At 61.4% G+C, this 13556-nt stretch carries 16 protein-coding genes and 1 riboswitch; of the genes, 14 read left to right on the forward strand and 2 right to left on the reverse strand.

What is annotated here, in order from left to right; translation table 11 throughout:
* Nucleotides 1-142: 142 nt before the first annotated feature.
* Nucleotides 143-259, forward strand: a riboswitch (TPP riboswitch).
* Between the two features lie 103 nt (nucleotides 260-362).
* From thiC to AC04SH_RS25910, 6 genes are read left to right on the forward strand one after another with little or no spacing between them, the layout of a single operon-like run.
* Nucleotides 363-2198, forward strand: a complete 1836-nt coding sequence (thiC, locus tag AC04SH_RS25885) for a phosphomethylpyrimidine synthase ThiC (RefSeq protein WP_488480642.1) — start codon at nucleotides 363-365, stop codon at nucleotides 2196-2198.
* A complete protein-coding gene (thiO, locus tag AC04SH_RS25890) occupies nucleotides 2195-3190 on the forward strand; it encodes a glycine oxidase ThiO (RefSeq protein WP_488480643.1) in 996 nt (331 codons plus the stop codon). Before thiC ends, thiO begins: the two co-directional genes overlap by 4 nt.
* Complete coding sequence (gene thiS / locus AC04SH_RS25895) at nucleotides 3159-3356, forward strand: sulfur carrier protein ThiS (RefSeq protein WP_488480644.1); 198 nt, start codon at nucleotides 3159-3161, stop codon at nucleotides 3354-3356. Before thiO ends, thiS begins: the two co-directional genes overlap by 32 nt.
* A 3-nt stretch (nucleotides 3357-3359) precedes the next feature.
* Nucleotides 3360-4133 carry a thiazole synthase gene (locus AC04SH_RS25900; RefSeq protein ID WP_488480645.1) on the forward strand — a complete coding sequence of 258 codons (774 nt, stop codon included), beginning with the start codon at nucleotides 3360-3362 and terminating at the stop codon, nucleotides 4131-4133.
* Nucleotides 4130-4735 (forward strand): thiamine phosphate synthase, encoded by a 606-nt coding sequence (locus AC04SH_RS25905; protein ID WP_488480646.1) that lies wholly within the window; start codon nucleotides 4130-4132, stop codon nucleotides 4733-4735. Before AC04SH_RS25900 ends, AC04SH_RS25905 begins: the two co-directional genes overlap by 4 nt.
* Nucleotides 4726-5535 (forward strand): hydroxymethylpyrimidine/phosphomethylpyrimidine kinase, encoded by an 810-nt coding sequence (locus tag AC04SH_RS25910; protein WP_488480647.1) that lies wholly within the window; start codon nucleotides 4726-4728, stop codon nucleotides 5533-5535. The genes AC04SH_RS25905 and AC04SH_RS25910 overlap by 10 nt, the downstream gene beginning before the upstream one ends.
* On the opposite strand, the gene AC04SH_RS25915 is transcribed toward AC04SH_RS25910, so the two are convergent.
* Nucleotides 5525-5710: a hypothetical protein gene (locus AC04SH_RS25915; protein WP_488480648.1), complete on the reverse strand. Its 186-nt coding sequence runs from the start codon at nucleotides 5708-5710 to the stop codon at nucleotides 5525-5527. The two genes, AC04SH_RS25910 and AC04SH_RS25915, sit on opposite strands and share 11 nt — an antisense overlap.
* 24 nt (nucleotides 5711-5734) lie before the next feature.
* The gene (locus tag AC04SH_RS25920) at nucleotides 5735-6004 is read right to left on the reverse strand and encodes a hypothetical protein (protein WP_488480649.1); all 270 of its coding nucleotides are present in this window, start codon (nucleotides 6002-6004) and stop codon (nucleotides 5735-5737) included.
* Nucleotides 6005-6016: 12 nt separating this feature from the next.
* Between AC04SH_RS25920 and AC04SH_RS25925 the strand changes: the two genes are divergently transcribed.
* The 8 genes from AC04SH_RS25925 to AC04SH_RS25960 are packed head-to-tail and all read left to right on the forward strand — an operon-like array spanning nucleotide 6017 to nucleotide 13543.
* Nucleotides 6017-7147, forward strand: a complete 1131-nt coding sequence (locus tag AC04SH_RS25925; protein ID WP_488480650.1) for a substrate-binding domain-containing protein — start codon at nucleotides 6017-6019, stop codon at nucleotides 7145-7147.
* A gap of 56 nt (nucleotides 7148-7203) precedes the next feature.
* Nucleotides 7204-8790 (forward strand): sugar ABC transporter ATP-binding protein, encoded by a 1587-nt coding sequence (locus AC04SH_RS25930; protein WP_488480651.1) that lies wholly within the window; start codon nucleotides 7204-7206, stop codon nucleotides 8788-8790.
* Nucleotides 8780-9757 (forward strand): ABC transporter permease, encoded by a 978-nt coding sequence (locus tag AC04SH_RS25935; protein ID WP_488480652.1) that lies wholly within the window; start codon nucleotides 8780-8782, stop codon nucleotides 9755-9757. The genes AC04SH_RS25930 and AC04SH_RS25935 overlap by 11 nt, the downstream gene beginning before the upstream one ends.
* 33 nt (nucleotides 9758-9790) lie before the next feature.
* On the forward strand, nucleotides 9791-10651 hold the full coding sequence (locus tag AC04SH_RS25940; RefSeq protein WP_488480653.1) for an NAD-dependent epimerase/dehydratase family protein: 861 nt from the start codon (nucleotides 9791-9793) through the stop codon (nucleotides 10649-10651).
* Nucleotides 10652-10672: 21 nt separating this feature from the next.
* Nucleotides 10673-11383: a GntR family transcriptional regulator gene (locus AC04SH_RS25945; protein ID WP_488480654.1), complete on the forward strand. Its 711-nt coding sequence runs from the start codon at nucleotides 10673-10675 to the stop codon at nucleotides 11381-11383.
* 11 nt (nucleotides 11384-11394) lie between these two features.
* Complete coding sequence (locus AC04SH_RS25950) at nucleotides 11395-12507, forward strand: isocitrate/isopropylmalate dehydrogenase family protein (RefSeq protein WP_488480655.1); 1113 nt, start codon at nucleotides 11395-11397, stop codon at nucleotides 12505-12507.
* Entirely contained in the window at nucleotides 12504-12830 is a 327-nt protein-coding gene (locus tag AC04SH_RS25955) for a putative quinol monooxygenase (RefSeq protein ID WP_488480656.1), read from the forward strand. Before AC04SH_RS25950 ends, AC04SH_RS25955 begins: the two co-directional genes overlap by 4 nt.
* 2 nt (nucleotides 12831-12832) lie before the next feature.
* Entirely contained in the window at nucleotides 12833-13543 is a 711-nt protein-coding gene (locus AC04SH_RS25960; RefSeq protein WP_488577185.1) for a haloacid dehalogenase type II, read from the forward strand.
* The last annotated feature ends 13 nt before the right edge of the window (nucleotides 13544-13556 follow it).

Here is a 13556-nt window from a genome sequence, read left to right on the forward strand (position 1 = left end):
CCTGTCGTGGGCGCTCCGCCGCTCCTCCAGGCGTGACTTGCTGTCGATACGTGCGCGTCTTTCCGCCTGGGTTTGATCGGTCGCCTCTCACCACGGCTGGCCGAAGGCGCTTGACAAACTGGCGCCGGCCCGTTCAATTCGGCGCATTCACCAGGGGAGTCCCGGCAAGGGGCTGAGATACTGCTAGCTTTCGCGGCGCAGTGACCCGTTGAACCTGATCCAGTTCATACTGGCGTAGGGACGGTGCAAGCGCTTTGCGGGAGTTCACGCCCGAGGTCCTGTTTCGGCAGGCCCGCAAAAGCGTCTTTTCATCCTTCCGGCACAGAACTGGGTCTCCAATGCATGAGCAAAGGAGCCTCACAATGAATGCCTTTACCCCCGCCGTTTCGACGGGACCGCTGCCTGCCTCCCGCAAAATCCATAAGCCCGGTATCCTCCATCCGCACATCGCAGTGCCGATGCGCGAAATCTCTGTTCACCCGACGGCCGGCGAGCCGCCCGTAACGGTCTACGACCCATCCGGGCCCTATACGGACCCGGCTGTCGAAACCAGCATCGAAAAGGGCCTTGCCCGGCATCGCCACGAATGGATTACGGCGCGTGGCGATGTCGAAGCCTATGACGGCCGTCATGTGCGGCCGGAAGACAACGGATTTGCGGCGGGCGAGCGCCTGACGCCGGAATTTCCGGTCCGCAACCGGCCGCTCCGGGCCAAGGCCGGCAAGGCGGTGACACAGCTCGCCTATGCGCGCGCCGGCATCATTACGCCCGAAATGGAGTTCGTCGCCATTCGCGAGAACCTTGGACGCGAGATCATGCGCGGCAAGCTGCAGCGCGACGGCGAAAGCTTCGGCGCCGCTATTCCCGATTTCGTCACGTCCGAATTCGTGCGCGACGAAGTGGCCCGCGGGCGAGCGATCATTCCAGCCAACATCAACCACCCAGAGAGCGAGCCGATGATCATCGGGCGCAATTTTCTGGTCAAGATCAACGCCAACATCGGCAATTCCGCCGTCACCTCGTCGATGGCCGACGAGGTCGAAAAAATGGTCTGGGCCATCCGCTGGGGCGCCGACACGGTGATGGACCTGTCTACCGGCCGCAACATCCACAACATCCGCGAATGGATCGTGCGTAATGCGCCGGTGCCGATCGGCACGGTGCCGCTTTACCAGGCGCTCGAAAAGGTCAACGGCATTGCCGAGGACCTGACCTGGGAGGTCTACCGCGACACGCTGATCGAACAGGCCGAACAGGGCGTCGACTATTTCACCATCCACGCCGGCGTGCGGCTGCACTACGTCCCGCTGACCGTTGACCGGGTCACCGGCATCGTCTCGCGCGGCGGCTCGATCATGGCCAAATGGTGTCTGCACCATCACCGGGAAAGCTTCCTCTACGAGCATTTCGCGGAGATCTGCGACATCTGCCGCGCCTACGATGTGTCCTTCTCGCTCGGCGACGGCCTTCGCCCCGGCTCCATCGCCGATGCCAACGATGCCGCGCAATTCGCCGAGCTGGAAACGCTCGGCGAGCTGACGCAGATCGCATGGGCGAAGGATTGCCAGGTGATGATCGAGGGGCCCGGCCACGTGCCGATGCACAAGATCAAGCAGAACATGGACAAGCAGCTCGCTGTCTGCGGTGAGGCGCCCTTCTATACGCTTGGACCGCTGACGACCGACATCGCGCCCGGCTATGACCACATCACCTCTGGCATTGGTGCTGCCATGATCGGCTGGTTCGGCACCGCCATGCTCTGCTACGTCACGCCGAAGGAGCATCTCGGCCTTCCCGATCGCAACGATGTCAAGACCGGCGTGATCACCTACAAGATAGCAGCGCATGCAGCCGACCTGGCGAAGGGGCATCCGGCGGCGAAAGTCAGGGATGATGCCCTTTCCCGCGCGCGCTTCGAGTTCCGCTGGGAGGACCAGTTCAACCTGTCGCTCGATCCCGAAACCGCACGATCTTTCCACGACCAGACCTTGCCCAAGGAGGCGCACAAGCTGGCGCATTTCTGCTCGATGTGCGGGCCGAAATTCTGCTCCATGCGCATTTCCCACGACATCCGCGCCGAGGCGCAGAAGGAAGGCATGGCAGCGATGGCGGCGAAATATCGCGAAGGCGGCGATCTCTATGTGCCGGGGGACAATACCGGTGCACCACTCATGGCAAGGGTGCAGACGCCATCATGAGGGTGCTGGTCAAAGGGGCCGGCGTCGCCGGCCTCACCACCGCCCTCGAACTCGCCGCCCGCGGCGCGACGGTCAAGGTCGTCGAGACCCGGCATGGCCTCGGTGGCAATGCGTCGTGGTTTGCCGGCGGCATGCTGGCGCCATGGTGCGAGCGTGAAAGCGCCGAGCAGCCGGTTCTGGACCTTGGACGCGGCGCGGCCGACTGGTGGGAGGCGGCAACGCCTGGCCAGGTGACACGGGCCGGAACACTGGTCGTCGCGTCCCCGCGCGACGCGGGCGAACTCGACCGGTTTGCCAGCCGCACGTCAGGGTACCGGCGTGTCGATGAAAACGAAATAGCGCTTCTGGAGCCAGATCTCGCCGGCCGCTTTCGGCGCGGCCTTTTCTTCCCCGGCGAGGCCCATCTCGACCCACGCCAGGCGATAGTGGCGCTGCACGGAAAGCTCACAGCCATGGGCGTCGAATTTCGCTTCGGCACCGACGCAGATCAGCTTTCCGGTTTCGATCATCAGATCGACTGCAAGGGAACGGCGACGGGCAACGACAGGCTGCGCGGCGTTCGCGGCGAAATGCTGATCCTGCGCACCGCTGATATCTCGCTGTCGCGCCCGATCAGGCTGCTGCATCCGCGCTTTCCGCTCTATGCAGTGCCGCGCACCGACCACAGTTTCATGATCGGCGCGACGATGATTGAGAGCCAGTCCGCCGGACCAGTCACGGCGCGTTCCATGATGGAGCTGCTGGGTGCCGCCTATGCCCTCCATCCGGCCTTTGGCGAGGCCGAGATCGTTGAAACCGGTGTCGGCGTCCGTCCAGCCTTCCCCGACAACCTGCCGCGCGTCGAGGCACGTGGAACTACCGTCGCGATCAATGGACTCTATCGCCATGGTTTTCTCCTCGCCCCCGCCATGGCGCGCCAGGCTGCCGACCTGGTTTTCAATCAAGACAAGGAACTTGCTCATGAACCTGATCGTCAACGGCGAAGCGCATGAGGTTGCCGCAACCACGCTGGCGGAGCTGCTTGCCGCGCTCGACTATGAGGGCGATTGGCTCGCCACTGCCGTCAACAGCGACCTGGTGCACAAAGCCAACCGGGCGGAATTCCAGTTGAGCGACGGCGACCGGATTGAAATCCTCTCGCCCATGCAGGGAGGCTAAACCATGCTCGAGCTTTATGGAGCGGCCCTTCAGTCGCGCCTGCTTCTTGGCACCGCTCAATATCCTTCGCCGGCCATCCTTGCCGATGCCGTCAAGGCGTCGGGCACCTCGGTGGTCACCGTCTCGTTGCGGCGTGAGATGGCAGGCGGCAGGGCTGGCGAACAATTCTGGTCGTTGATCCGCTCGCTGGGCGTAAAAGTCCTGCCCAATACCGCTGGCTGCCACTCCGTCAAGGAGGCGGTCACCACCGCGAAAATGGCCCGCGAGGTCTTCGGCACGAACTGGATCAAGCTCGAAGTGATCGGCAACCATGACACGCTGCAGCCAGACGTGTTCGGCCTGGTCGAAGCCGCCCGAATCCTGAGCGAGGACGGTTTTGATGTATTCCCCTATACCACCGATGACCTTGTCGTCGCCGAGCGGCTGCTGGTGGCGGGCTGCAGGGTCTTGATGCCGTGGTGCGCGCCGATCGGTTCCGCCCTCGGACCGGTCAACATCACGGCGCTGCGCTCGATGCGCGGACATTTCCCAAGCATCCCGCTGATTGTGGATGCGGGGCTCGGACGGCCGTCGCACGCGGCAACCGTCATGGAACTCGGCTTTGACGCCGTGCTCCTGAACACGGCGGTCGCCAAGGCGGCTGATCCGGTCGGCATGGCGCGCGCGTTCGGCAAGGCGGTCGAGGGTGGTCGTGAAGCTTTCAGCTCGGGAATGCTCGAGCCGCGCGACCTCGCCGTGCCGTCGACGCCGACGATCGGCAGGGCGGTGTTTTCATGAAGCTCGATCCTTTCTACCTGATCGTCGACAGCTCTGCCTGGATCGAACGTCTGGTGCCGCTCGGTGTCAGGCTGGTTCAGCTTCGGATCAAGACCATGGATGAGGCCGGATTGCGCACTGATATCCGGACAGCGAAGGCTTTATGCGCCGAGCACCAATGCCTTCTTATCGTCAACGACCATTGGCGCCTGGCGATCGAGGAAGGCTGCGACTTCGTCCATCTCGGCCAAGAGGATTTGCAGACCGCCGACCTCTTGGCGATACGGGCGGCCGGCGTGAGGCTCGGGCTCAGCACGCATGATGATGTCGAACTGGAAACGGCTATCGCCGCCGGACCCGACTACATCGCGCTCGGCCCGATTTATCCGACCATCCTGAAGACGATGAAATGGGGCCCGCAAGGCGTCGAACGGATCAACGACTGGAAGCGCCGGGTTGCGCCGATCCCGTTGGTCGCTATTGGCGGCCTTAATCCTGACCGGCTCGACGGCGTCTTCGCGGCCGGCGCGGACAGCGCGGCCGTGGTCACCGACATCACGCTGAATGACGACCCCGAGGCGCGCACGCGAGAATGGATCAAAAAGACAGATCAATGGCGCTGAATGACCCTTATGTGCTTGTCGTCGGTGGGTCGGACTCCAGCGGGGGCGCCGGAATAGCACGCGATATCGAGACGATTTCTTCCCTTGGCGTGCGCGCCTGCCTGGCTATTACGGCGCTGACGGTGCAGACGCACGATGGCCTGACCGAAATCCACCGTTCGTCACCAAGGCTGGTGGCCGATCAAATGCGCGCTGCGCTGCAGGCCAATAAGGTAGGGGCGATCAAGATCGGCATGCTGGCGACGGCTGAGACCGTCCCTGCTGTAGCCAGAGTTCTGCGCGAAAATCCGCACGTGCCAGCAATTCTCGACCCGGTGCTCGCCGCCTCGTCCGGCAGGCAGCTTCTGCAAGCGCGGGCGATCGGCCTTATGATGCGCGATCTGATGCCGCTATGCCGTCTCGTCACGCCAAATCTCATCGAGCTGGCGGTTCTTACCGGCTCTGCCTTGGCCTCGGATGACAAAGACACGTTGCGGCAGGGAAAGCGTTTGCTAGCCGCCGGACCACAAGCGCTACTGATCAAGGGCGGCCATGCAGCGGGACCACGATCAACCGATATTCTGTTGCGCTCCGATCACGAACCAGTCCGCTTCGACACACCGCGTCTGGCTGCGTCGATGCGCGGGACGGGGTGCATGCTGGCCAGTGCGATTGCGGCGCATATGGCCGATGCCAGCCCACTTGAAGACAGCGTGCGCAAGGGCAAGCTGTTTGTTTTCGAGAAGCTGCAGAAGAATGGTTCTGTAGCAGAATGTCCGCATAGCCATCTACCGCCGCTAAAGCTTGCCGTCATCCCATAGCTGCGTTGTCAATGAGCAACGCGACGCCTGCGAAGCGGTGATACACTTCATTGCATAGCTGCTTCAGGGCAGACCGGTCCGCCACGTCGCCTACCATCGTGATGTGCTCCCCTTCGAGCGAAGACGCAAAGTCCTCAAGGGTTCCAGCATCTTTGTCGAACAGGGCAAGCGGCATTCCCTCAGCGGCTAACCTTCGCGCTCACGCTGCTCCAAGCCCTTTGGCTGAGCCGATGACGACCGCGACTCTGCCAGGGGCGATGATGTGATCTGTTCGCTCGGTCATTTCTTTCTTCCTTCGAGTTTTAAACGGCTCTGCCACCGTCAACGAGCGGTTGCGAACAGCGTTGCCTGCTGCTTGCCTGCGCCGGTCGGGCGAGAAGCGACATGAACGGAATTGACTTGCATCAGGACCTGTTTTAATGAATACATTACCGAATGCAACGACGTACTCATTGAAAATTTTGTCCATGGGAGGAACGAAATGAGCCTGGAGATCCGCAAACCAATTCGCAGCTTGGCGATGATCGCTGGGCTCGCGCTTAGCGCCGCCTATACGCCCAGTGCTTACGCGATCGACATTACGCAGCAAGTCAAGGAAATCGAAAGCAATCCCGCCCCCGGACCGAACGGCGAAAAGGCCACCCTCGCCAGCGACCTGAAGCTGACCCCTGAGGAGATCGAAAAGATAAAGGCGAAGAAGGCCACGGCTGCCATCGTCATGCACTACACAGCCTCGGATTGGGCGAAAGCGCAGATGGCCGGACAGAAGAAGGCGCTCGATGAACTCGGCGTCAAGATCGTCGCCGTCACCGACGCCGGCTACCGTGCCGAGCAGCAGGTGGCCGACATCGAGAGCGTCATGGCGCTCAAGCCTGATATTATGATAACCGTACCTGCGGAGCAGTCGGCAACGGCCGCAGCCTACATGAAGGCTGCCGCAGCCGGGATCAAGATCGTCTTTCTCGACCAGGCGGGCGCCGGCATGAAGCCCGGCAAGGACTATGTCAGCCTGGTGTCGTCCGACAATCGCGGCATGGGGAAGGTCGCGGCCCTACTGATGGCGGAGGCGTTGGACGGCAAGGGCGAAATTGCGCTTATTCCGCACGCCTCCGATCTGTTCGCGACGGTCGAGCGCGTGGTCGGGTTCAAGGAAGCGATTAAGGCATTCCCCGATATCAAGGTAGTCGAGGAACAAGGCGTCGGTGGCCCCGACTTCTCTGGTGAGTCCGAGCGCATAGCTTCCGCGATGCTGACCGCGCACCCCAACCTGAACGGAATCTGGGCGGTATGGGACGTTCCAACGGAAGGCGTTTTGTCGGCTGCGCGGTCTGTCGGGGCGTCCACGAATCTTGTGATCACCACGTGCGACCTTGGCGTCAACATAGCGCTCGACATGGCCAAGAAGGGCTACGTCAAGGGCACCGGCTCGCAACGTCCGTTCGGCGCCGGATACGCGGAAGGCGTCCTGGCCGGTTACGCACTGCTTGCCAAGGAAGCTCCCCCCTACGTCGTGCTTCCAGCGCTCGCCGTTTCGCGTGAGAATCTGCTCAAGGCATGGCCTCTTTCCAATGGCGATCAGGCTCCCGAGATTCTCGTGAAGGCGATGAAATGAGGGCCTGGGGAGCGGCGTTCGCCGCTCCCCACTTTAGCACAGCGATGGAAAGCGCTATGACCGACCCGAAGAAGGCGCATGATGATGTCGCGGCCGTCACCATGACCGACATCACGAAGTCCTACGGTGGTGTGCGGGCGCTGCGAGGTGTGAGCCTGACGATTCGGCCGGGCACCATTCATGCGCTGGTAGGCGAGAACGGCGCCGGCAAGAGCACCTTGCTCAAGATACTGCAAGGCGTGGTCACCCCCACCGATGGCTCGATCAAAATCTTTGGCGAGCCGATGTTGACCATTTCCCCGGAAAATTCGCGTCGCCTCGGAATCGAGATGATCTTCCAGGAGCTCAGCCTGATCCCCACGCTTTCGGTTGCGCAGAACATCTTCCTGAAGCGAGAGCCAAGGCGGTTCGGCATGTTGGTTGACCAACGCCGCGAGAACGAACTTGCAGCCTCGATCATCGGCGAGCTCAATCTGACGGTCGATCCGCATACGCCCGTTTCGGACCTAAGCCCGGGCCAGGCCCAGCTCACCGAAATCGCCAAGGCAATCTCCCAGAAAGCGCGCGTCCTGATACTCGACGAGCCGACATCATCGCTGAGCGCGCAGGAAGTGGACACGCTCTTTGGCATGCTGCGCAAATTGACGACCGTCGGCACGGCAATCATCTACGTGTCACACCGTATGACTGAAATCATGACGATTGCCGACGAGATCACGATCCTCAGGGACGGGCAGAACGTCACTAGCGGCAAGATGGCGGACTTCACGCTTGACCTTATCGTCCAGCATATGGTCGGCAAGCGTGTCACCGGCTTCGAATACCGCCCCCATCCCGTCGACAGGACGGGTCCACCGGCGCTCACAGTCCGGAACCTTTCGGGACCGCACGGAAAACCTGATCGCATCAGCTTCGACGTCCACAAGGGCGAGGTCTTGGGAATCGCGGGGCTCATGGGCGCGGGCCGCAGCGAGATGGCGCGCGTGTTGTTCGGCGTGGACGCCAAGACGGCAGGCACGATCGAGCTGGGCGGTAAGCCCCTGGAGTTGAGATCTCCTTCTGACGCAATCGATGCCGGGATCGTGCTGATCCCGGAGAGCCGGCATGACGAAGGCTTGGTCGTCGAACACAGCGTCGGTCACAATCTCGGGCTTCCGCAAATCGAAAGCCTGGTCAAGGGGCCGTTCATCGACAGAAGGAAGGAAAGCGTGCTGACCTCGGACCTCATTGCGAGACTGAGGATCAAGACGCCATCAGCGGAGAACCGGGTTCGGAACCTGTCGGGTGGCAATCAACAGAAGATCGTCATCGCGAAATGGCTTGCCACCGACCCGTGCGTGGTGATCCTGGATGAGCCGACCGCGGGTGTGGACATCGGATCGAAGGCTGAGATCGTCGAATTGATCCGTGGCATCGCAGCCGAAGGCAAGTCGGTCATCGTCATCTCATCGGAGCCGGCGGAACTGCTGGCGACAAGCGACCGGATACTGGTGCTGAGCAACGGCCGGTTGGCGCGAGAAATCGATCGTGAGGAGATCGACGGCTGGGCCACGGCCGTCGGTGACGAAGCGCAGTCGGCGCTGATCCGGACAGAACTGGGATTGCAGGTCGCGATACAGAAGGCTAGCCAAAATGTCCATTGACACCAAGGCCCTCAAAAAGGAGCTCCCGGCGGCGCAAACCCAGCCGTGGTACGGCAATTGGCGCGACTATGTCGTCTATATAGGGTTCGTTGCAATTTTTGTGGTGTTCGCCGTGTTGCTGCAGGAGCGAGGGTTCCTGTCGGCCAACAACCTGCTCAACATCCTGCGCCAGACGGCGATCGTCGCAATTATGGCGATGGCGATGTCATTCGTGCTTTCCGCCGGTGAAATCGATCTTTCCGTTGGCGCGATCGCCGGCCTGACTTCCGTTGTGGCCGGTATGGCGCTCATGCAGTACGGCATCGTAGCCGGCGTTGCCTCCGGCTTGGCGCTCGGGCTTCTCGTCGGCGCGGTGAATGGCGGGCTGACGGCCTATCTCAACATTCCCTCGTTTCTGGTAACGCTCGGCATGATGGGCATTGCCAGAGGCGTCGGCATGTGGGTCAGCGGCACCTCTCCGGTGCCGGTCGTCGACGATGCCTTCATCTTCGCCTTCGGGTCCGGCAACATCGGCCCGTTACCTGTGCTGGTGGTGTGGGTCGCCGTCCTCGGCGCGCTCGCTCACGTAGCGCTTCGCAAGACGCCGTTCGGACGTCAGGTCATGGCGGCTGGCGGCAATCCGATCGCGGCGCGCTATAGCGGCGTCAACGTCAGAAAGGTCAAGTTCCAGGTGCTGCTGCTGACTGGCCTAGCCGCCGCGATCGCCGGCATGCTCTATGCCGGCCGTCTGCAGTCCGGCAGGTTTCAGCTTGGAGAAGGTGACGAGCTCTCGGTCATTGCCGCGGTCGTCCTTGGCGGCACCAGCCTTTTCGGCGGACGCGGGACCGTGATCGGATCGATCGTCGGAGCGCTGTTGATCGGCGTTATCAACAACGGCTTGATCCTTGCCGGACTGGAATACAGCCAACAGCTCATCGCCCGCGGGGTCCTGATCATCCTCGCGGTCGCCATCGGGCGCGGCCGGTAAGCGAGTGGCGCAACATCAGACGAGGATCTTGAAATGAGAGTTTTGGTAACAGGCGGCAGCGGCAAGCTTGGACGCGCGACGGTGAAGCATCTGCTTGATAATGGGCATGACGTCATCAATGCCGATACGATCGAGCCGCGGGAAAACCTCTGCCCCTTCATCAAAGTCGACTTTGAGGACATGCGGGCAACCCTTGAAGCCATTACCGGTTTTGACTGGGACCATAACCGCAAAACCGAAGCGGTCGTGCACCTTGCCGCTATCCCGATGCCGGGTAAGGTCGCGCCGGCCGAGGTCTTCAGGGTCAACACGGTCTCGACCTTCAATGTCTTCGAGACCTGCCGCCTTCTTGGCATCAAGAACGTAGTGTGGGCGTCCAGCGAAACGCTGCTGGGCATTCCCTACACGATCAAGCCGGACTATTTCCCTGCCGACGAGAACTATGCTCCGCGTCCCGAAACCTCGTACTCGCTGTCCAAGCATCTAGGCGAGGAGATGGCCAAACAGTTCTGCCGCTGGGACAAGGACCTGAAAATCGTGTGCCTGCGCTTTTCCAACGTCATGGAAGAGAGCGAATACGCCGACTTCCCGGCGTTCGAAAAAAATCCGGGCGGGCGCCGGTTCAACCTGTGGACCTATATCGACGCCCGCGATGGCGCACAGGCAATCCGCAAATCTCTGGAATGGAGCGGTAAGGGAGCCGAGGTCTTCATTATCGCCAACCAGGACGGTGTCATGATGACGCCCAATGATGAGCTGGTCGGGCGCTTTTACCCAGGCGTACCGTTCAAGCGGCAGGTCGGCGATAACGAGACATTGCTGTCAATCGAAAAGGCAAAATCGGTGCTCGGGTACAACCCCGAACACAGCTGGCGCCGCTACGCCGGATCGTGAAGCGAACGAATAGGGGAAGAAATGGCCACTGCCACGAAACCGGAAGCCGCTCACCTGATCAAGGATGAGACGTTCGCCAAGACCATGACGACCACGGCATATCTGAAAATCCGCCGGTTGATTCTGGAGAACAAATGGTCGCCCGGTTTCCAGGCCACCGAGCAGGAGGTCGCAACAAGCCTGGGGATGAGCAGGACACCTGTTCGCGAAGCGCTGATGCGTCTTCAGCAGGAGGGACTGGTCTCCGTTGTCCCACGTCACGGCATGCGCGTCTTGCCGGTGTCGACGTCGGACATGAAGGAAATCTATGAAATCCTCACGTCGCTCGAAAGCACCGCCGCCGAGCTCGCGGCCGGCCGCGCGTTAACGGACGAGCAACTCAGCGGGCTGGAACGGGCAACCGCCGACATGGACAAGGCGCTCGCCGCCGACGACCTCGACCGCTGGGCGCAGGCCGACGCGCGGTTCCACGAACTGCTTCTGGATCTCGGCGGCAACCAAATGCTGAAGTCGGTGGTCATGAATTTCATCGACCGGGCTCACCGCGTGCGCATGCTGACCCTCAAAATGCGGCCGAAGCCGGTGAACTCGACCCGCGATCACGCTGAGCTCGTGAAGGCTATCCGAGCCGGTGATGTTGCGAACGCCGGACGCATCCACCGGGAACACAGGCAGCGGGCGGGGCGGGAGCTCCTCGATCTGCTTGATCGCTTTGGACTGAACCATCTCTGACTGGATCGAAAATGATGAAGAACCAGACGCTCACTATCGCCGTGCTTCCCGGCGACGGAATCGGCCGGGAGGTCATGCCCGCCTGCCTTGAACTCGTCGAGGCCGCCCTCGACCTCGTCGGCGCCCCGGCGCTAACGTTCCAAACATATCCGGCGGGGGCGCAGTATTATGCGGAGAGCGGCGAGGCGTTGCCGAGTGCAACGCTCGAGGCGTGTCGCAAGGCCGAGGCCATCCTGTTTGGAGCGATGGGCTGGCCCGACATTCGCTTTCCCGACGGCACCGAAATCATCCCGCAGCTCGATCTTCGTATGGAGCTCGGCCTGTTCGCCGGCGTGCGGCCGATTCGGTGGTTTCCCGGCTTGCCGCGGGTGCTGACCGACCCTCGGGCCGAAAACATCGATTTTGTCATCGTGCGCGAGCAGACGGAAGGTTTGTTTTATGCCCGGGGCCGCGGTGAAATCCGCGACGATGAGGAAGCCTATGACACCATGCAGATCACCCGGGCTGGTACAGAGCGCGTGGTGGAGTTTGCCTTCCAGATCGCCTCACAACGCAAGCGTCGCGGCAAGCCGGGAAATGTGACCTGCGTCGACAAAGCGAATGTGTTTCAATCGATGGCCTTCTTCCGCAAGGTCTTCAACGAAGTCGCGACGCGCCATCCGGACATGACGAGGGACCACGCCTATGTCGATGCCTTGGCGCTCAACATGGTCAAGAAGCCTTGGACCTTCGATGTGCTGGTAACCGAGAACATGTTCGGAGATATCCTCTCGGATTTGGCCGCGGGCCTGATCGGCGGCATGGGTATGGCGCCATCTGCTGACATTGGCGAAAATCACGGGCTTTTCCAGCCTGCCCATGGAACCGCGCCCGACATCGCGGGCAAGGGCTTCGCCAATCCCAGCGCCATGTTCCTCTCGGGGGCGATGATGCTGGATTGGCTCGCGGTTCGGCACGGCGAACAAAGCCTCGCCAATGCCGCAAGCCTGATCGAGGAAGCCGTTGAGCATACACTTTCGAGCAATCTTGCGGTTCCAATGGAATATGGTGGAAGCGCCAACTGCGCTGACATGACCCGCTCGGTAATTGATTCACTCAGGGCAGTCCGCAAGGAGGTGGCATGAGCGGTGAGAGCGCGGGAGGGTTGGTGGTTGCGGTGGAGTTGTTGGTCGGCAAGGAGCACATCGATGTCTTCCAGGCGGCGATGATTGAAAACGCGGCAGCATCGCTCGGCGAAGAGTCAGGCTGCATCGTCTTCGACGTATGCCAGGATCCGAAACGGCCAGGTCGCTTCTACCTGTACGAATTCTACCGCAGCCAGACCGACTTCGACACCCACCTCCGGTCAAGGCACTTTGCGCGCTTCAATGAAGCCACCACACCCTGGGTGCTGGAGAAGAGGGTTGAGACGTTCAACCGTGTTTTCCCGGTATGGCAAGGACAATAGCGATGGCCAACGACATCAAGGCTATTGTCTTCGACACCTTCGGCACCGTGGTCGACTGGCGCGGCTCCATCATCGCCGACCTGTCTGCATGGGGTCGTAAAGAAGGTTTGACTGTCGACTGGGCCGACGTTGTTGATCGCTGGAGAGGCCGCTACGACCCGCAAAAGGCGCGCGTGCGGCGCGGTGAACTGCCGTGGACGAATCTCGACGAGTTGCATTTCGAAGCCCTGAACTCGGTATTTGAAGAGTTGGCGTTGCCCATTCTGGACGAGTCGAAGATGATGCACATCAACAAGGTCTGGCACAGGCTTAAGGGCTGGCCGGACGCGTCGGGCGGGCTTCATCGCCTGAAGCGGAAATTCATCATCGGCCCGCTGTCGAACGCCAATGTCGCCATCTTGGTCAACATGGCCAAGGGTGCCGATCTGCCTTGGGACGCGATCTTCTCCTGCGAGCTTTTCCGGCACTACAAGCCCGACCCCGAGACGTATGAGGGTGTGTGTAAAATGCTCTATCTTGAGCCCGACGCTGTGATGATGTGCGCGGCTCACAATTACGACCTCGCCGCCGCCCGCAACGTTGGCCTCAAGACTGCGTTCATCCTGCGGCCGACCGAGCATGGGCCTGGCCAAGTCACTGATCTGGAAGCCGAGCAGGACTGGGATTTCGTCGCCAACGATCTCGAGCATCTGGCGCATCAACTGGGATGCTAGCAAAGGTGATGAC

It is taken from the genome of Mesorhizobium sp. CNPSo 4688 (assembly GCF_057784295.1).